The 17,801-nt window shown below is 70.3% G+C and carries 18 protein-coding genes; 10 read left to right on the forward strand and 8 right to left on the reverse strand.

What is annotated here, in order from left to right; all coding sequences use genetic code 11:
• Positions 1 to 17 precede the first annotated feature (17 nt).
• Positions 18 to 443, reverse strand: coding sequence for an Lrp/AsnC family transcriptional regulator (locus A2790_RS18590; protein WP_293394776.1), 426 nt, complete (start codon positions 441 to 443; stop codon positions 18 to 20).
• Positions 444 to 559: 116 nt separating this feature from the next.
• Between A2790_RS18590 and A2790_RS18595 the strand changes: the two genes are divergently transcribed.
• Positions 560 to 1,429, forward strand: coding sequence for an arginine deiminase-related protein (locus A2790_RS18595; protein ID WP_293394779.1), 870 nt, complete (start codon positions 560 to 562; stop codon positions 1,427 to 1,429).
• Between the two features lie 11 nt (positions 1,430 to 1,440).
• Entirely contained in the window at positions 1,441 to 2,661 is a 1,221-nt protein-coding gene (rocD, locus tag A2790_RS18600) for an ornithine--oxo-acid transaminase (RefSeq protein WP_293394781.1), read from the forward strand.
• Positions 2,662 to 2,799: 138 nt separating this feature from the next.
• On the opposite strand, the gene A2790_RS18605 is transcribed toward rocD, so the two are convergent.
• Entirely contained in the window at positions 2,800 to 4,947 is a 2,148-nt protein-coding gene (locus A2790_RS18605; protein WP_293394784.1) for a PQQ-dependent dehydrogenase, methanol/ethanol family, read from the reverse strand.
• A 112-nt stretch (positions 4,948 to 5,059) separates the two neighbouring features.
• The gene (locus tag A2790_RS18610) at positions 5,060 to 6,499 is read right to left on the reverse strand and encodes a PLP-dependent aminotransferase family protein (RefSeq protein ID WP_293394787.1); all 1,440 of its coding nucleotides are present in this window, start codon (positions 6,497 to 6,499) and stop codon (positions 5,060 to 5,062) included.
• 62 nt (positions 6,500 to 6,561) lie between these two features.
• Here A2790_RS18610 and A2790_RS18615 point away from each other — a divergent pair, with 62 nt between their 5' ends.
• Together A2790_RS18615 and A2790_RS18620 are read left to right on the forward strand one after the other, a co-directional pair.
• Complete coding sequence (locus A2790_RS18615) at positions 6,562 to 7,161, forward strand: hypothetical protein (RefSeq protein WP_293394790.1); 600 nt, start codon at positions 6,562 to 6,564, stop codon at positions 7,159 to 7,161.
• Positions 7,162 to 7,280: 119 nt separating this feature from the next.
• Positions 7,281 to 8,759, forward strand: a complete 1,479-nt coding sequence (locus A2790_RS18620) for a sigma-54 dependent transcriptional regulator (protein WP_293394793.1) — start codon at positions 7,281 to 7,283, stop codon at positions 8,757 to 8,759.
• A 2-nt stretch (positions 8,760 to 8,761) separates the two neighbouring features.
• Here A2790_RS18620 and A2790_RS18625 read toward each other — a convergent pair whose 3' ends face one another.
• Both A2790_RS18625 and A2790_RS18630 read right to left on the reverse strand, forming a co-directional pair.
• Positions 8,762 to 9,085, reverse strand: a complete 324-nt coding sequence (locus A2790_RS18625) for a hypothetical protein (RefSeq protein ID WP_293394796.1) — start codon at positions 9,083 to 9,085, stop codon at positions 8,762 to 8,764.
• On the reverse strand, positions 9,082 to 9,351 hold the full coding sequence (locus A2790_RS18630) for a DUF2312 domain-containing protein (RefSeq protein WP_068878400.1): 270 nt from the start codon (positions 9,349 to 9,351) through the stop codon (positions 9,082 to 9,084). The genes A2790_RS18625 and A2790_RS18630 overlap by 4 nt, the downstream gene beginning before the upstream one ends.
• A gap of 130 nt (positions 9,352 to 9,481) precedes the next feature.
• Here A2790_RS18630 and folE point away from each other — a divergent pair, with 130 nt between their 5' ends.
• Positions 9,482 to 10,072 carry a GTP cyclohydrolase I FolE gene (gene folE / locus A2790_RS18635; protein ID WP_293394800.1) on the forward strand — a complete coding sequence of 197 codons (591 nt, stop codon included), beginning with the start codon at positions 9,482 to 9,484 and terminating at the stop codon, positions 10,070 to 10,072.
• Positions 10,073 to 10,142: 70 nt separating this feature from the next.
• Here folE and A2790_RS18640 read toward each other — a convergent pair whose 3' ends face one another.
• On the reverse strand, positions 10,143 to 10,805 hold the full coding sequence (locus A2790_RS18640; RefSeq protein WP_293394803.1) for a PEPxxWA-CTERM sorting domain-containing protein: 663 nt from the start codon (positions 10,803 to 10,805) through the stop codon (positions 10,143 to 10,145).
• A gap of 289 nt (positions 10,806 to 11,094) precedes the next feature.
• Complete coding sequence (gene ykgO / locus A2790_RS18645; RefSeq protein WP_068878397.1) at positions 11,095 to 11,220, reverse strand: type B 50S ribosomal protein L36; 126 nt, start codon at positions 11,218 to 11,220, stop codon at positions 11,095 to 11,097.
• Positions 11,221 to 11,356: 136 nt separating this feature from the next.
• Here ykgO and A2790_RS18650 point away from each other — a divergent pair, with 136 nt between their 5' ends.
• The gene (locus A2790_RS18650) at positions 11,357 to 12,667 is read left to right on the forward strand and encodes a lytic murein transglycosylase (RefSeq protein ID WP_293394806.1); all 1,311 of its coding nucleotides are present in this window, start codon (positions 11,357 to 11,359) and stop codon (positions 12,665 to 12,667) included.
• Here A2790_RS18650 and A2790_RS18655 read toward each other — a convergent pair.
• Positions 12,664 to 13,974 (reverse strand): MFS transporter, encoded by a 1,311-nt coding sequence (locus tag A2790_RS18655; RefSeq protein ID WP_293394809.1) that lies wholly within the window; start codon positions 13,972 to 13,974, stop codon positions 12,664 to 12,666. The genes A2790_RS18650 and A2790_RS18655 overlap by 4 nt on opposite strands.
• 118 nt (positions 13,975 to 14,092) lie before the next feature.
• On the opposite strand from A2790_RS18655, the gene motA reads away from it, so the two are divergent.
• From motA to A2790_RS18675, 4 genes are all read left to right on the forward strand, one after another.
• Positions 14,093 to 14,962: a flagellar motor stator protein MotA gene (gene motA / locus A2790_RS18660; protein ID WP_293394812.1), complete on the forward strand. Its 870-nt coding sequence runs from the start codon at positions 14,093 to 14,095 to the stop codon at positions 14,960 to 14,962.
• Positions 14,963 to 15,149: 187 nt separating this feature from the next.
• Positions 15,150 to 15,410 (forward strand): hypothetical protein, encoded by a 261-nt coding sequence (locus tag A2790_RS18665; protein ID WP_293394815.1) that lies wholly within the window; start codon positions 15,150 to 15,152, stop codon positions 15,408 to 15,410.
• Positions 15,411 to 15,483: 73 nt separating this feature from the next.
• Positions 15,484 to 17,289, forward strand: coding sequence for an FAD-dependent 5-carboxymethylaminomethyl-2-thiouridine(34) oxidoreductase MnmC (gene mnmD / locus A2790_RS18670; RefSeq protein ID WP_293394818.1), 1,806 nt, complete (start codon positions 15,484 to 15,486; stop codon positions 17,287 to 17,289).
• A gap of 64 nt (positions 17,290 to 17,353) precedes the next feature.
• Entirely contained in the window at positions 17,354 to 17,773 is a 420-nt protein-coding gene (locus A2790_RS18675; RefSeq protein WP_293394821.1) for a DUF6491 family protein, read from the forward strand.
• Positions 17,774 to 17,801: the final 28 nt, after the last annotated feature.

A 17,801-nucleotide genomic window follows, 5' to 3' on the forward strand; every position in this document is an offset into this window, starting at 1 on the left:
ACGCCGTTCTAGCACCCCTAAAGCTTCTGCGTCGCCAGCAGGATCGAGGTTTCCGTGGAGGCGATGCCCTCGATTTCGCGAATCCGGTCCAGCACCTGGCTGAAGGCGTTCAGGGTGTCGACGTCCAGCTCGGCCACCAGGTCCCAGCGGCCGTTGGTGGTGTGGACCGCCGCGACCTCGGGAAAGCCCTTCAGCGCCTGGACGACATGGCGCGAGCGCTCGCCCTCGATGGCGATGGTCATCACCGCGCGCACCCGGCTGGAGTCGGCGTCGGGACGGGTGCGGATGGTGAACCCCTGGATCACGCCGCGGGAGACCAGCCGCTCGATCCGGTTCTGGATGGTGCCGCGCGAGACCTTGAGCGTCTTGGCCAGGCTGGCGGCCGGGGTCCGGGAATCGGCCCGCAGCAGGGCGATCAGCCGGCGGTCCAGGTCATCCGACACTTAGCCACTCCATCCTGACAAAACGCCAACCTGATCGGCGTATTGTAGCAGGCTGAGAACTATACGCTAGCGCGCGCCGGGGCGAACCTTGGCTGGACGACCCCGCAGGAGTGCGCATGGACCGCCCGACCTTCCTCATGACCGACCCGGCCTGCTTCGACGTGAGCTACCGGATCAACCCCTGGATGGACCCCAAGGGCTGGACGCCCGCCCATGCGGCGGCCGCGCTCGCCGGATCCGCGGCCCTGCGCGCGGCGCTGCTGGCTGCAGGCGCCCATGTCGAGACGATCGAGGCGGTGAAGGGCCTGCCGGACCTGGTGTTTCCCGCCAACGCCGCCGTGGTGCTGGACGGCAAGGTGCTGCTGGCCCGCTTCCGCTATCCGGAACGCCAGGGCGAGGAGCCGATCCTGCGCTCGGTGTTCCAGCGGCTGAAGACCCGCGGCCTGGTGCGCGAGATCGTCGACCTGCCGGAGGGCCTGTTCCACGAGGGTGCGGGCGACGCGATCTGGGACGCCGACCGCCGCCTGTTCTGGTGCGGCCATGGACCCCGGTCGAGCCGCGCGGCGATCCCGGTGATCCGCAAGACCTTCGGCCATGAGACCGTCGCGCTCGAACTGGCCACGGAGCAGTTCTACCACCTCGACACCTGCTTCTGTCCGCTGGCCGGCGGCATGGTGCTCTACTACCCGGCGGCCTTCACCCCCGACTCCCTGGCCGCGATCCGCGCGCGGGTTCCGGAAGCCCAGCGCATCGAGGCCACCGCCGAGGAGGCCGCCGCCTTCTGTGTCAACGCCGTCAACCTGGGCGAGCGGATCGTCATGGCCAAGGCGCCGGACAGCCTGCGGACCAAGCTGCAGGACCGCGGCTACGCGCTGACCGAGGTGGACCTGTCGCCCTTCATCCTCTCGGGCGGCGCCTCCTACTGCATGACCCTGCGCCTCGACCGCGCTTCGGTCCCCGCCGCCCAGCTGCACGCTGCCGAATAGGGAGCCCTCCGATGAACGACATCGCCCTCAAGCGCTCGCTCGCCACCCGCTACATCGAGACCGAGGCCCAGTACGGGGCCAAGAACTACAAGCCGCTGGACGTGGTCCTGACCCGCGGCGAGGGGACCTACGTCTGGGACGTGGACGGCAACCGGTACCTCGACTGCCTGTCGGCCTATTCAGCGGTGAACCAGGGCCACTGCCACCCGAAGATCCTGGCCGCCATGACCGAGCAGGCGGCGAAGCTGACCCTGACGTCGCGCGCCTTCCGCAACGACCAGCTGGCGCCCTTCTACGAAGAGCTCTGCGCCCTGACCAACTCGCACAAGGTGCTGCCGATGAACTCGGGCGCCGAGGCGGTGGAAACGGCGCTGAAGGTGGCGCGCAAATGGGGCTATGAGGTCAAGGGCGTGCCGGACGGCCAGGCCGAGATCATCGTCGCCTCCGAGAACTTCCACGGCCGCACCGTGGCCATCGTCGGCTTCTCCACCGACCCGCAGTCGCGCGGCGGCTTCGGACCCTTCGCGCCGGGATTCAAGACCGTGCCGTTCGGTGACGCGGACGCGCTGGAGGCCGCCATCGGACCCAACACCGTCGCTTTCCTGGTGGAGCCGATCCAGGGCGAGGCCGGGGTGATCATCCCGCCGGCCGGCTACCTGAAGCGCGTCCGCGAGCTCTGCACCCGGCACAACGTCATCCTGATCCTGGACGAGATCCAGACGGGCCTGGGCCGCACCGGCAAGCTGCTGGCCGAGGAGCACGAGGGGATCGAGGCCGACCTGACCCTGATCGGCAAGGCCCTGTCCGGCGGCTTCTATCCGGTCTCGGCGGTGCTTTCGAACACCGAGGTGATGAGCGTGCTGCACCCCGGCGAGCACGGCTCGACCTTCGGCGGCAACCCCCTGGCCTGCGCCATCGCCCGCGCGGCGCTGAAAGTGCTGACCGAGGAAGGCATGATCGAAAACGCCGCCCGCGTGGGCGCCCGGCTGCAGGCGGGCCTGGCCGCCATCGCCACGCCGTCGGTCAAAGAGGTCCGCGGCCGCGGCCTGATGATCGCCGTGGAGCTGCAGCACGACGCCGGCGGCGCGCGGCGAGTGTGCGAGACGCTGCAGGCCCGCGGCCTCCTGGCCAAGGAGACCCACGAGCACACCATCCGCATCGCCCCGCCGCTGATCCTCACCGACGCGCAGGCCGACTGGATCGTCGACCAGTTCGCGGCGTCCCTGCCTTAGACCTGTTCCTCCCCCCTAGGGGGAGGTGTCGCCACACGCGACGGAGGGGGCTTCCACTCAGACCGATCGTTTTGAGCGGAATCCCCCTCAGTCGGCATTCGCCGACAGCTCCCCCGAAGGGGAGCAATGGCTAGCGCTCTACCCCTTCGGCGGGGCCGTCACCTTGGCGGCGGGCGCCGGGGTGGGCGGGGCGACGGCGGTGGCGTCCGCGGCCTTGCGCGCCTCGGTCAGGACGTAGGCGCGGATGTCCTCGGCCTCCTGGGCGCTCAGGAAGCGCGAGAAGCTGGCCATGCCGCGGCTGGCGCTGGCGCCGTCGATGACGACGCCCTTCCAGTTGTCGGCGGTCATCAGCATCGGCGAGCGCTTCAGGTCGGGCAGCCAGGCGCCCGAGGCATTGGGGCCGTGGCAGACCTGGCAGTTCTTGTGGAACAGCGCGAAGCCGTGCTGCACGTCGCCGGTGGACGTGATGTTCGCCACGTCGATCGGCGGCGCCTGGGCCGGGGCTGGGAAGTCCGGCGCCTTGGCCGAGCCGTCCAGCTTGAAGACCAAGAGCCGGCCCGGCAGGCGCGGGCGGGTCGGCATCGAAGCTGGCGCCGAGATCTGGCCGCCGCCGCCCACGCCGACCATGACCGCCACGTACTGCTCGCCGTCCAGCGAATAGGTCATGGGCGCGGCGATCACGCCGTTGCCGGTCTTGTAGGTCCACAGCGCCTTGCCCGAGGCGGCATCATAGGCCGAAAACTGGCCCTCGGCCGCGCCCTGGAAGACCAGGCCGCCCGCCGTCGACAGCACGCCCGCGTTCCAGAAATAGGGGTGGTCGACAGTCCAGACCGCCTTCTGGTTCACCGGGTCCCAGGCCAGAAGCTGGCCCTTGATCAGCGACCGCAGCGCGGTCATCTGCGCCGCGTCGGTGGGCAGGGAGTTGATCACGAAGTCGACGCCCACGTTCCAGGCGCCGGGCTTGTAGGAGCCGCCCTTGTCGTCCGCGTAGGCGAAGGGCGTGACGTTCAGCGGGATGTAGACCAGGCCCGTCTTCGGGTTGAACGCCATCGGCTGCCAGTTGTGCGCGCCCAGCGGTCCCGGCACCTGCATGACCGTGCCCGCCTGGTAGCGCGCCTGCGGGTTCTCGATCGGCCGGCCGGTGGCCATGTCGACGCCGCTGGCCCAGGTGATGTTGGTGTAGGGCTTGGCCGAGATCAGCTTCCCGGTCGCCCGGTCGATCACATAGAAGAAGCCGTTCTTCGGCGCCTGCATCAGCACCTTGCGCGGCTGGCCGCCGACGTTCAGGTCCGCCAGCATGATGTGCTGGGTGGCCGTGTAGTCCCAGCTCTCGGCCGGCGTGGTCTGGTAGTGCCAGACGTACTCGCCGGTGTCGGGCTTCAGTGCCAGGATCGACGACAGGAACAGGTTGTCGCCCTTGCCGCCCGAGCGCTTCTGGTGGTTCCAGGGCGTGCCGTTGCCGATGCCGAAGTACATGATGTCCAGGGCCGGGTCGTAGGCCATGGAATCCCAGGCCGTGCCGCCACCGCCCGTCTGCTTCCACTCGCCGTCCGACCAGGTGGCGTTCGCCTTCTCGGCCATCACCTTGTCCGAGGCCGCGCCGTCGGGCTGGCCGTTGGGGTTCGGGGTCGTGAAGAAGCGCCAGACCAGTTTCCCGGTCGCCGCGTCATAGGCGGAGATGTAGCCGCGCACGCCGTACTCGGCGCCGCCGTTGCCGATCAGCACCTTGTCCTTCACGACACGTGGGGCCCCCGTGATAGTGTAGGGCTTGGAGGTGTCAGTGGTCTGCTGGCTCCAGGCGACCTTGCCGGTCTTGGCGTCGAGGGCGACCAGCCGCCCGTCGATCGTGCCGACATAGACGCGGCCCTTCCAGACCGCGACGCCGCGGTTGACCACGTCGCAGCAGGCGTCGAAGCCCTTGGCGCCCTCCACGGCGGGATCGTATTTCCAGAGCAGCTTGCCGCTCTTGGCGTCGAAGGCGAACACCTTGGACCAGGCGGTCGTGGTGTAGAGCACCCCGTCGACCATCAGGGGCGTCGCCTCCTGGCCGCGGTCGGTGTCGAACTCGGCGTACCAGGCCAGGCCTAGCTTCTGGACGTTGCCGGCGTTGACCTTGTCCAGCGGGCTGAAGCGCTGCTCGTTGTAGTCCTTGCCGTAGGACAGCCACTCGGCATTGCCGGCAGCGGCTTCCAGCCGCTTGGCGTCCACATTGCCCGGCGACGATTTCTGGCAGCCTGCCAGCGCCACAGCGGCGGCCAAGGCCAGACCCAGCCCAACGATCCTCATGACGCCCTCTCCCGGCAGCCGACTTCTCAAATGATCGGCGTTCAGGCGGCACTATGCCCCGGCTGGCTCATCCCGCAAGCGTGCCGCAGCGGAACGGCCGCGCGGAGCGGACCTAGACGACCGCACCCATCTGTGCGCGCGTGATCTGTCCCGGCTGCAGGCGCGCGTAGGCCTGGGCCAGGCGCCCGACCACATCGGTCAGGGTCTCGTTCGGCAGGGTGAAAGGCAGGCGGATGAAGCGCTCGAAGGCGCCGTCGACGCCGAAGCGGGGGCCGGCGGCCAGGCGCACGCCGAAGCGTTCCGAGGTCGCTGCCATGGCGGTGGACACCGGCGCCGGCAGCTCGGCCCACAGCGACAGACCGCCCGGCGGCGAGGCGACCCTCCAGTCCGGCAGGGCCTGGCGGACCAGCCCCAGAAGGTGGTCGCGCTGCTCGCGCAGGAGCCTGCGGCGCGCATCCAGCACCGGCGTCTCGTTGGCCATCAGGTGGACGGCGGCCAGTTGCTCCAGCACCGGGGTGCCGAGATCGAGCGACGAGCGCCGCAACGACAGCGCCTGGATCGTCTGGACGTCGGCGCGGATCCAGCCCAGCCGCAGGCCGCCCCAGAAGCTCTTCCCCGTGGAGCCCAGGCGCACCAGCCCCTCGTCCGGCTCCGCGAACCCATAGGGCTCCACCGGCGCGTCCAGCCACAGGTCCAGCAGGGTCTCGTCGAAGATCACCGTGGTGCGCGCCCGTAGCGCCGCGTCCACGATGGCCGCGCGGGCCTCGAGGCTCATCCAGCGTCCGGTGGGGTTCTGGAAGTCGGCGATGAAGTAGGCCAGGCGTGGCCCGCTCTGGCGCAGGGCGGCGGCCACGCCGTCCACGTCCCAGCCCTCGCCCGGCAGCCCCACGGGCGCGGGCCGGCAGGAGGCGCGCTGGATCGCGTCGATGGCGTGCGGATAGGACGGATGGTCGATCACCACCCGGTCGCCCGGGCCGCAGGTCAGCCGCAGCATCAGGGCCAGGGCATGCAGGGCGCCGTTGGTCACCATGATCTGGTCGGGCGAGGTCGGCAGGCCGCGGGCGGCGTAGCGGGCGGCGATGGCCTCGCGCAGCACGGGCAGGCCCAGCGGCGCATAGCCATGCTGCGGCAGATGGGCGGGCAACGCGCTGAGCGCCGCCGCATAGGCCTGGTGCATCACCTCGACGGCCGGGGGCGCGGCCGAGGCCATGTCGAGCAGCCCCTCGCCCACGGCGCCGGCGACGATGGGCGTCACACCCCGCTCGCCAGGCCCGGCCGGCAGCCGCGTGCGGGCCCCGGCGCCCTGCCGGCGGTCGAGGAAGCCGTCGTCGCGCAGCCGCCCGAGCGCCGCCGTCACCGTCGTGCGGCTGACCTCCAGCGCCGTGGCCAGTTCCCGCTCGCCCGGCAGCACGACGTCCAGCGGCAGCCGCCCGTCCAGGATCAGCAGGCGCAGCCCGTCGGCGAGCTGGCGGTACGCAGGGCCGGTGCGCTCGCCGCGCCACGCGCCCAGCAGGCGGGTCAGGGAGGCGGGACCGATGCGGCGAGACGTCATGGAAGCCACCCTCGCAGAACTGGCTCTGTTTTCAAATGCCAGTTGGGACGATCTGGCCCGCCATGATGATGACCCGCCGCCTGGTCCAGCTGCTGCTCGGCCTTTCCCTCTACGGCGCCTCCATGGCGCTGATGGTGCGCGCCGGGCTCGGCCTCGACCCCTGGGACGTGTTCCACCAGGGCCTGGCCGGGCGCGTCGGCCTCTCGATCGGCCTGGTGGTGAACATCGTGGGTGCCGGCGTGCTGCTGCTGTGGATTCCGCTGCGCCAGTGGCCCGGGATCGGCACGATCGCCAATGTGCTGGTGATCGGCACGGCCATGGACCTGAGCCTGCTCGTGCTTCCCGACCTCGACGGCCTGCCGGTCCGGGGCGCCGGGCTGGCGCTGGCGGTGGTCGCGAACGGCGTGGCGGGCGCGCTCTACATCGGGGCCGGCCTGGGCCCCGGCCCGCGCGACGGGTTGATGACAGGTCTCGCCCGCCGCACCGGCTGGCCGATCCGGCGCGTCCGGACGGGCATCGAACTCACCGTGCTGGCCGCCGGATGGCTGCTGGGCGGGACGGTCGGCGTTGGCACCGTGCTCTACGCCTTCGCCATCGGTCCGCTGGTGCAGGCCTTCCTGCCGCTGTTCACGATCCGCGACACGCGCGCGCAGGCCACCTGACCGTTAACCCCTGATTCGGGTCTGCGAAACGCCGCCTTTACCCTTGGCCTGTACCAAAGGGGGACAAGAAACGTGGGCTCGTCAGAAGACGGGCGTCAAAGTTCGGTGGGTGTTTTCATATGGCCAAAACGGTCCTGGTCGTCGATGACGACCCCACGCAACGCCGTCTGATCCAGGCCGTCCTGGAACGCGACGGCTTCGCCGTGGCACACGCCCAGAGCGGCGACGAAGCCATCCAGCACCTGACCTCCGGCGCGGTTGTCGACGTGGTCTTGCTGGACCTGGTGATGCCCGGGATTTCCGGCCAGGACACCCTGGTGGAGATGCGGGCGCGCGGCTTCGGCCAACCGGTCATCGTGCTGACCGCAACCGGCGGGATCGACACCGTCGTCCAGGCCATGCAGGCCGGCGCCTGCGACTTCTTCGTCAAGCCGGCCAGCCCGGAACGCATCACCGTCTCCATCCGCAACGCGCTCAGCATGGGATCGCTGAAGAGCGAGGTGGACCGGCTCAAGAAGCACGCCTCCGGGCGCACCACCTTCGACGACCTGATCGGGACCTCGCCGGCCATGCTGATGGTCAAGCGGCTGGGCGAGCGGGCGGCCAAGTCGTCGATCCCCATCCTGATCACCGGCGAAAGCGGGGTCGGCAAGGAAGTGATCGCCCGGGCGGTGCACGGCTCGTCCGAGCGCGCCGGCAAGCCGTTCATCGCCGTGAACTGCGGCGCCATCCCCGAGAACCTGGTCGAGAGCATCCTGTTCGGCCACGAGAAGGGCAGCTTCACGGGCGCCAGCGACAAGCACCTGGGCAAGTTCCAGGAAGCGAACGGCGGCACCCTGTTCCTGGACGAGGTGGGCGAACTGCCGCTCGACATCCAGGTCAAGCTGCTGCGCGCGCTGCAGGAGAGCGAGATCGACCCGATCGGCGCCAAGCGCTCGATCAAGGTGGACGTGCGCATCGTCTCGGCGACGAACCGCGACCTTAGCCAGGCCGTGGCCGAGGGCCGGTTCCGCGAGGACCTGTTCTATCGCCTGAACGTCTTCCCCATCGAGGCCCCCGCCCTGCGCGAGCGCAAGGAAGACATCGCCGCCCTGGTCGACGCCTTCGTCCGCCGGTTCAACGTTGAAGAGGGCAAGTCGGTGGTCGGCGCCAGCGCCGAGACCATGGCCTACCTCTCGGTCTTCGATTGGCCGGGCAATGTCCGCCAGCTCGAGAACGCGGTCTATCGCGCCATCGTGCTCGCCGATGCGCCCTACCTGCAGCCGCACGACTTCCCGGCCATTTCGGGGGTCGCCGCGCCGCCGCCGGAATATGTGGCCTCGCCGTCGCCTGCCCCCAGCGCCGCGGCGCCCGCCGGCGAGCCGGCCATCGACCAGCCGGTACGCATCCTGGACGCCCGCGGCCACCTGCGTACGCTGGAGGAGATCGAGCGCGACCTCATCCAGCTCGCCATCGAGGTCTATGCCGGTCACATGAGCGAAGTGGCCCGCCGCCTCGGCATCGGCCGCTCCACCCTCTATCGCAAGGTACGCGAACAGGGCCTGGACGCCCTCGTGAAGAGTGCCGGCGGCGAGGGCGAGGAAGAAGCCGCAGCTTAGGCCTAGGTGTCCCGCGCCCTGCGTTTGAACGGCCGGCGCTGGAGAACCTTCTTCTCACCCTTGGCCTTGGCGGCGATCTCCTTGAGCTTCACGGCCTGGAGCATCGACAGGGCCTCGCCCGCGGCGCCCTTTTCGGGGTCGCCGAAGGCGCGGCCGTAGATCTTCACCCGGTCGGTCACCTCGGTCAGGAATTCGCCCTCCCAGTCGGAGAGGGTCACGCCGGCCTTTTCGGCCGTCCGCCGGGCGCGCTTGAGCGCATTCAGGGCGGCGCGCTTGGCCGCCGCCTTCCTCTCCTCGAAGGGAGATTTTGGCGGCTTGCGCTTCAAATCTCTCCGATCGCCGAGAGGTAGAGGTCGAGGATGGCGTCCTCTTCCTGCCGCTTGGCCCGGTCCTGCTTGCGGATCCGGATCACCTTGCGGATGATCTTGACGTCGAAGCCGTTGCCCTTGGCCTCGGCCAGCACTTCCTTGATCTGCTCGGCGATCTCCGCCTTTTCCTGCTCGAGCCGCTCGACGCGCTCGATGATGCTCTTGAGCTGGCCCTGAGCGGTCGCGTTCAGGACGTCGGAGTGGGCGGAAGCGTCGTCGGCCATGGCCAAGCCTTTAAGCTAGAAGTCGGGGGTGCGGAAGGGCGCGGAACCTACCGATCCGGACCCCGGCTGTCACCCGCCTCTGAACCTCTGCCGCACCCCAATCGTTGAGACCCTTGGACGCGGAGGGCGCATGACCGATCACACCCGCACGAAACCGACCGAACAGGACGCGATGGCCGCGGTCCGCACCCTGATCGAGTGGGCCGGCGACGACCCCGACCGCGAAGGCCTGCTCGACACGCCGCGACGGGTGGCGAAGGCCTATCGCGAACTCTTCTCCGGCTACGAGACCGACCCGCGGGAGTATCTGGCCCGCACCTTCGAAGAGGTCGGCGGCTACGACGAGCTGGTGCTGCTGCGCGACATCCGGGTGGTCAGCTTCTGCGAACACCACATGCTGCCGTTCCTGGGCAAGGCCCATGTGGGCTACCTGCCGGACGACCGGGTGGTCGGCATCTCGAAACTGGCGCGCGTGGTCCACGGGTTCGCCCGGCGGCTGCAGATCCAGGAGAAGCTGACCGCCGAAATCGCCGAGGCGATCCAGGACATCCTGAAGCCCAAGGGCGTCGGCGTGGTCATCGTCTCGGAGCACAGCTGCATGACGATGCGCGGGGTGAACACGCCGGGTTCCCGCCTGACCACCAGCCACCTGCTGGGCGGTCTGCGCGACGATCCGCGAACCCGCCAGGAGTTCTTCGACCTCGTGCGGAACGGCGACTAGCGCACGTGAAAAGACCCCCGGCCTGGCGAAGGGCCGGGGGTCCCAGTCAGCTCACCCAGTGGAGAGAGGGCTAGGCGAGCGCAGGAACGGTGCGGCGACGGCGGATCATCGCCCCGGCCGAGCCGAAGCCCATGATCATGAGGGCCCAGGTGGTCGGCTCGGGAACCGCCGTGCCGGCCAGGCTGTCGAACTCGAAGGAGTTGCCCGTCGAGGTGAACTGGATCGACTTCACGGCGTCGGCGCCGAAGTTGTAGCTGACGCGGCGGCCCCAGGATTGGTTGCCGTTGTCACCGGTCACCGCACCCCAGATCTCGGCGCCAGCGAGCGTGAAGGACGCGCCGCTGACCGTCGTGAAGGTCATGAAGTTGAAGGTGTCCGGCGAGCCCAGGTAGAAGCTGAAGTGCTGCAGGCCCTTGGTCGAGGTCAGGGTGGCCGAGCCGTTGGTCAGCACTGTGTAGTAGTTGGTGGTGTCGCCGGGCGGGGGCGCGCTCACGTTGGGATCCAGGCCCAGGGCGCCGCTGCGGACGAACGTGTTGGCGTCGCCGGTGAAGGTGAAGTCCACGCCGTCGGCATGGACGCTGTCGAAGTCCTCGATCATCGTCTGGCCGGGCGGCAACGGGCCGTCGGTGTTGTAGACGGTCATGGTCAGCGCCGCGGCGGGCGCAGCCATGGCCAGAACGGCCGAGGCGGCGGCGGTCGCGAACAGGGCGCGAAGCGTGTTGCGGGTGCGCATTCTAAGGTCGTCCGTTCGTTGTCGACGAACCCCTGACGCGGAGCCCGTACTGGTTTGAAACAGTTGCTGGTACTTGCGCCGTGACCTTTGCAGGCGGCGTGCCACGGCGCCGCTTCGGGCGCGCAAGGCCCGGCGGCCGGCGGTGCCCAGGCAGACATGTCAAAGGCCCGGACGCAGGGCGGCCGGGCCGGACAGAGATCTCAGACGATCAGTGCGCGCGACGGCGCACGACGACCTCGCTGAGCCGAGGCTGGCCCCCGCAGGGGCGCCTCAGGCGTCGGCGCGCCTCTTAGCCTTGCTTGGCTTTGAAGCGCGGGTCGGTCTTGTTGATGATGTAGACGATGCCCTTGCGGCGCACGAGCTTGCAGTCGCGGTGACGCGTCTTGAGCGACTTGAGCGAGCTTCTGACCTTCATGGGACCGTATCTTCAAGCGGGCCGCGGACGGCCGGTTGGCGAACAAGAGCGCGCGCATATACGGGTCGCCCCCCCATGAGTCAACCTGACGCCGTTTTGATTGGGGTGCGGATCGACGCACTTTAGAGTCGGGCGCATGCGTCGTCGCGTTCTTCCCACCTTCCTCGCCCTCGCCGGCTGTGCGAGCCCTGCCGCCCTGCCCCCCACGGTCGCGCTGCCCGCCGCCACGGCGGCGTTCGCAGCCAGCGATCTGGCCACGCCGGCGGCCGCGCCCGCGGTCCCGCCCTCGGTCGCCCCGCCGACCGCGTCCGGCGACATGATCTTCGACGCCTGGGCCGCCGAGTTCCAGGGCCGGGCTCTGGCCGCCGGCATCCGGCAGGACGTGTTCAGCCGCGAGATGGCCGGCCTCAGCCCCGACCCGCGCATCGCCGGGCTGGACAGCCGGCAGCCGGAGTTCTCCAAGCCGATCAGCGACTATCTTAGAGGCGTGGTCTCGGCCGACCGGGTGACCATCGGCGCGCGGCGCGCGGCGGACATGCCGATGATGGCCGACATCGAGAGCCGCTACGGCGTGCCCCGGCAGATCCTGATCGGGGTCTGGGCGCTGGAGAGCGGCTTCGGCGCCATCCAGGGCGACAACGATATCCTGCGGGCGCTCGCCACCCTGGCCGCCCAGGGCCGGCGCCGCGCCTGGGCGGAGGGCGAGCTGATCGCCACGCTGCAGATCATCCAGTCCGGCGAGTTTCCGCGCGCGCGGCTGCGCGGCTCATGGGCGGGGGCGATGGGCCAGACCCAGTTCATCCCCACGACCTTCCTGTCGACGGCGGTGGACGAGGACGGCGATGGCAAGCGCGACATCTGGGGCTCGCAGGCCGACGCCCTCGCGTCGGCGGCCAACCTGCTGGCCAAGGCGGGGTGGGTGCGCGGCCAGAGCTGGGCGCGCGAGGTCACCGTGCCGCCCGGCTTCGATTTCAGCCTGACCGAAGGCCCCAGCGAGGTCCCCGCCTGGTGGGCGGCGAAGGGCGTCAAGCCCGCCGACGGCAGGCCGTGGTCCCGCAACGACCAGGACGCGCCGGCCCAGCTCATCGCCCCGGCCGGGGCGGACGGGCCGCTCTTCCTGCTGCTGCCCAACCACTTCGCGATCCGCAAGTACAACAACAGCATCGCCTATGCCCTGGGCGTCGGACTGCTCGCCGATCGGGTGGCGGGCGGCGCGCCGCTGGTGAAGCCGTGGCCGCAGGAGACGCCCCTGTCGCTGGTGGACCGCATGACGGCCCAGCGGGCGCTCACGGCGCTGGGGTTCGATCCGGGCGGGGCGGATGGCGTGGTCGGGATGGCGACGCGGCGCGCCGTGCGCGACTGGCAGAAGGCTCGCGGCCTCACCGCCGATGGCTATCTCTCGGCGGCGATGGTGGCCCGCCTGAAGGCCGAAGCGGCGGGGCTCTAGGTCGCGCCGCCCTCGTCGCTCTTCTCCAGGGTGGCCAGGGCGGTCGCTTCGCGGCTGGCGGGCTTGGGATCGGCGTTTTTCAGGGCCGTGTTGCGGAAGGCATAGACCAGCATCCCCGCCATCAGCGCCGTATTGAGAATGAACGGCGCCGGGCCGAAGTGCTGGTAGAGGAAGACGAAGGCGGGGGCGAGGACCACGTTGATCCCGTTCACGGCGGCGATGGCGCCGGCCACCCGGGCCTGTTCGTCGAAGTCCACGGCGATGGACGAGCCGGCGGTGAACCCCGGACGGGCGAACCCGAACCCCAGGCTGGAGATCGCATAGCCGGCCACCACGCCGTAGTAGCCGTTCGACAGCGCCACGATCAGGTTGCCCAGCGCCGCGATGGCGACGCCCCAGCGCAGGAGCTGGCGCGGGGTCATTTCGAACATGCGGATCAGGCCCCACTGGGCCAGGAGGCCCGCCACCGCCCCGAACATCATGGCGATGGCGATGAAGTACTGGGCCTGGGCGGGAGACATCCCCAGCTTGTCGATGATCAGGAAGCCCAGCGTCTGGGCCTGGGCCGTCTGGCAGGTGGCGACGATGAAGCCATAGATCAGGAAGGGCGTGATCCGCGGGTCGCGCCACATCGGCAGCGCCTTCGCCGCCCCGCCCACCACCGGCCGCCGCGGGCGCTGGTTCTCGGGCGACACCTTCTGGTCGGGCAGGTAGCGCCAGACGATGAAGAGCATGACCAGGGCGATCAGGGCGAAACTGAACAGCGGACCGGCTAGGCCCACCACCGGCAGGATGAACAGGGGCGCCAGGAACGGCCCGATCACCGTGCCCAGGCCGAAGGCGCCGGCCAGGCTGGCCATGGCCTGGGTCCGCCCCTCGATCGGCGTGCGCTCGGCCACATAGGCCTGAGTGGCGGGATTGCTGGCCGCCCCGAAGAGGCCGAAGAGCGCCCGCGCCAGCAGGAACAGGATGAAGATGATCATCGGCGGCGCCAGCTGGCGCAGCCCCGCGCTCACCACCAGACCGCAGAGCGCCATCGAGACCATGAAACCCAGCAGGCCCACCAGCATCAGCGGCTTGCGGCCGTGCCGGTCGGAGGCCCGCGCCCAGGCCGGCGATGAGAACGCCCACAGCAGCGCCGACAGCGAGAAGATGGCCGAGACCATGGCGTCGGGAATGCCGGTGGAGCGCCCGATGGCCGGCAGGACCGAGATCAGGCCGGTGTTGCCCATGGCGGTCGCCGCCGACACGGCGAAGATGATCGCGAAGGAACGCCGGGGCAGGGCGTTTGCGGCGGGGGTGGCCATGCCCCTGGCTTAGGCGGGTTGGCCGCCTGCGGCAATTCTCCGCCGCGTCGGGCGGGCCCCCGTCCACGGGGCATTAAACATTAATCGGCATGGTCGCCGCCGACGTCGCGGGGATTCCATGTTCCAGATCATTGGTCTTGTGCTGCTGTTCGGCCTCGTGTTCGGCAGCTACATCATTTCCGGCGGGAACATGGGCGTGATCATGCACGCGCTGCCCCACGAGATGATGGCGATCGGTGGCGCCGGCGTGGCCAGCTTCCTGGTCGCCAACTCCATGAGCACGATCAAGGGGTGCGGCGGCGGCTTCGCCAAGGTGTTCTCGGGCCCCAAGTGGAAGGCCTCGGACTACCGCGACCTGCTGGCGCTGCTGTTCCTTCTGACCAAGACAATGAAGTCCAAGGGCGTGATCGCCCTGGAAAGCCACATCGAGAACCCCAAGGAATCCACGATCTTCAATCGCTTCCCGAAGATCATGAAGGACCACTTCGCCATCGACTTCATCTGCGACACCCTGCGGATGATGACCATGAACCTGGAAGACCCGCACCAGGTCGAGGACGCGATGGAAAAGCAGCTGGAGAAGCATCACCACGAAGCGCTGATGCCCAGCCACGCCATCCAGAACCTGGCCGACGCCCTGCCCGCCCTGGGCATCGTCGCCGCGGTGCTGGGGGTCATCAAGACCATGGGCGCGATCACCGAGCCGCCGGAAGTGCTGGGCGGCATGATCGGCGGCGCCCTGGTCGGCACCTTCCTCGGGGTGTTCCTGGCCTACGGCATCGTCGGCCCGATGGCGACCCGGATGAAGGAGGTGGTCGACGAGGAAGGTTCGTTCTATCGGATCATCCAGGCGGTGCTGGTGGCCCACCTGCACGGCAACGCCGCCCAGATCTCGGTCGAGATCGGCCGCGGCAACGTGCCGACCGGCGCGCAGCCCAGCTTCCTTGAGCTGGAAGAAGCCCTGTCAAACATCCCCGCCGAGGGCTGATCCCTTCGCCGAGCCGCGCCGTACGGCAAAGGTTGAAAAAGTGATCACAACTCCGTGATTTTTGACCTTGCTATGAGCGGCTGCGCGGGCGTATCTGTGCGCACGCGTCGGGGGGCGGCCTTGCCCATTCCTTGATCGGCGGGAAAGTCCGACCGGCGCCTGACACTCGACCAGAGGAATTGGGAACATGATGAAGCAACTGCTGATCGCCAGCGCCGCCGTCGCCATGCTGGGCGTCGCCGCCTGCCAGAAGACCGAAGAAAAGGCCGTTGAAGCCCCCGCCGCCGACGCCGCCGCTCCGGCCGCCGACGCCGCCGCCGCTTCGGCTGACGCCGCCGCCACCTCGGCCGCCGCCGCTGCCGACTCGGCCGCTGCTGCCACCGCCCCGGCCGCCGACGCCGCGGCTCCGGCCGCCGACGCCGCTGCCCCGGCTCCGGAAGCGAAGTAAGCTTTCGACGCGATTTCGCGTTAGGGAAGGGCCGCCCTCCGGGGCGGCCCTTTTTCGTTTCCGGACCCCGCCCATGAGCGCCGACCCGCCGGCCGCCGGCGAACGTCCTGCCCAATCCCCGCTGACCTGGACCGACGACGGCCAACCCCGCTCGCGCCTGTTCGGCGACGTCTATTTCTCCGCGCAGGACGGGCTCGCCGAGTCTCGCGCCGTCTTCCTGCAGGGCTGCGGCCTGCCCGACGCCTGGGCCGGGCGGCGCCGCTTCGTGGTGGGCGAGCTGGGGTTCGGGACCGGCCTGAACATCGTCGCCCTGCTGGAGCTCTGGCGGCGCACGCGACCGCCCGAGGGGCGGCTCCACATTTTCTCCATCGAAGCCTTCCCGATCACGGCGGACGAGGCCGCCCGCGCGCTCGCCCCCTGGCCGGAGCTGGCCGACGTCGCGGGCCTGCTGCGCGCGCGCTGGCCCGGGCGGGCGCGGGGCCGCCACCGCGTCGAGCTGCCCGAGCTCGGCGCCATCCTCGACCTCGCCGTCATGGACGTCGCCGAGGCCCTGGCGGGCTGGGCGGGCGCCGCCGACGCCTGGTTCCTGGACGGCTTCTCCCCCGCCCTGAACCCCGGGATGTGGAGCGACGAAATCCTGGCCCTGGTGGCGGAGCGCTCCGCGCCCGGCACGCGGGCGGCCACCTTCACCGTCGCCGGCCAGGTGCGCCGCGGACTGGCTGCCGCCGGGTTCGCCGTCGAGAAGCAGCCCGGCTTCGGCCGCAAGCGCGAGCGGCTCGAGGCCCGCGTTCCCGGTGCCGCGACAGATCCGCCCCTCAGCCGGGTCGCTATCGTGGGGGCCGGGATCGCCGGCGCCGCGGCCGCCCGCGCCGTCCACGCCCTCGGCGGCACGCCGACCCTGGTCGAAGCGGCCCGCCCCGGGGCCGGCGGCTCGGGCAATCCCGCCGCGCTGGTGACGCCGCGCCTCGACGCCGGCCTCGGCGAGGCGGCGCGCCTCTTCGCCCAGGCGTTCGGCCGCGCCACGGCGCTCTATGCCGCCATCCCGGATGCGGTGCTGTCGCAGGGGGTGCTGCAGCTGGCCGCCGACGCCCGCGATCAGGATCGCTTCGCCCACATCGCCGCGTCCGACGTCTTCGAGCCGAGCGCCCTGGACCTGCTGGATCCGCACGGCGCGGCCGCACGCCTGGCCGAGCCCGCGCCTGCCGCGCTCGACCAGCGGACCGCCCAGGTGGTGGACCCGGCTCGCATCCTGGCCGCCTGGAGCGGCCCGGTCGTCCGGGCCGAGGTGGCGGCCGTGCATCGGGACGACGGCGTCTGGATTCTCCTGGACGCCGCCGGCCGCGAAATCCTGCGCGCCGAGGCGGTGATCCTCGCCACGGCCCTGGCCGCGCGCGACCTGGCGCCGGGCTTGCCGCTCCAGCCGGTGCGGGGACAGGCGAGTTGGGTCCGGGGCGCCCCCGCCGCGCCCGCGGCCGCTTGGGGGGGCTACGTCGTTCCCACGCGCGACGGCCTGCTGTTCGGCGCCACCCACGATCGCGACGACGCCGACGACGACCTGCGGGCAGCGGATCACGCCCGCAACCTCGCGACGCTCGCCGCCGCCCTGCCGGGCCTGGCCGCCCGCCTCGCCGACGCGCCTCTTGAAGGCCGCGCCTCGGTGCGGGCCGTCACGCCGGACCGGCTGCCCCTGGCCGGTCCGCTCGGGGATGGGCTCTTCGCCCTGGCGGGCTTCGGCTCACGGGGGTTCTCGCTGGCGCCCCTCCTGGCCGAGCATGTCGCCGCCCAGGCGCTGGGCCGCCCGTCTCCGATCAGCACCGCGGCCGCCGAGCTCGTCGATCCGGGCCGCTTCGCCCGCCGGGCCGCGCGGCGCCGTTCCTAAGGCCCGGCAAGGCCTCTATATTGCCGGTTACTCGGGGATGTTCTGGGGCCAGAGGACTCCGACCATGACATTGAAGACCGCCCTTTCGCTCGCCGCTTCCGGCCTCGCGGCGCTCAGCCTCGCCGCCGCGGGCGCGGCCGCCGCCAAATCGCCCAAGCAACCGGAGGCCGCCGCGGCGAAGCCGAAGAAGCAGTGCTTCTGGACCAACCAGGTCAACAGCTTCGCCTCCAGCGACGATCGCATCGTCAACGTCCGCGTGGGCGTGAAGGACATCTATCAGTTCGAGATGTTCGGCCGCTGCAACGACGTGGACTGGAGCAACCAGATCGCCCTGGTCTCGCGCGGCGGCTCGTACATCTGCTCGGGCCTGGATGCCGAGATCATCTCGCCATCGCCCATCGGCCCGCAGCGCTGCCCGGTGCGCAACATCCACAAGCTGACCCCGGAAGAGGTCAAGGTCCTGCCCAAGCACGCCCGCCCGTAACAGGCGCCGCGGACAAAAAAGGGGGCGC

The organism is Phenylobacterium sp. RIFCSPHIGHO2_01_FULL_69_31 (genome assembly GCF_001824475.1).
Taxonomy (GTDB): Bacteria; Pseudomonadota; Alphaproteobacteria; order Caulobacterales; family Caulobacteraceae; genus Phenylobacterium.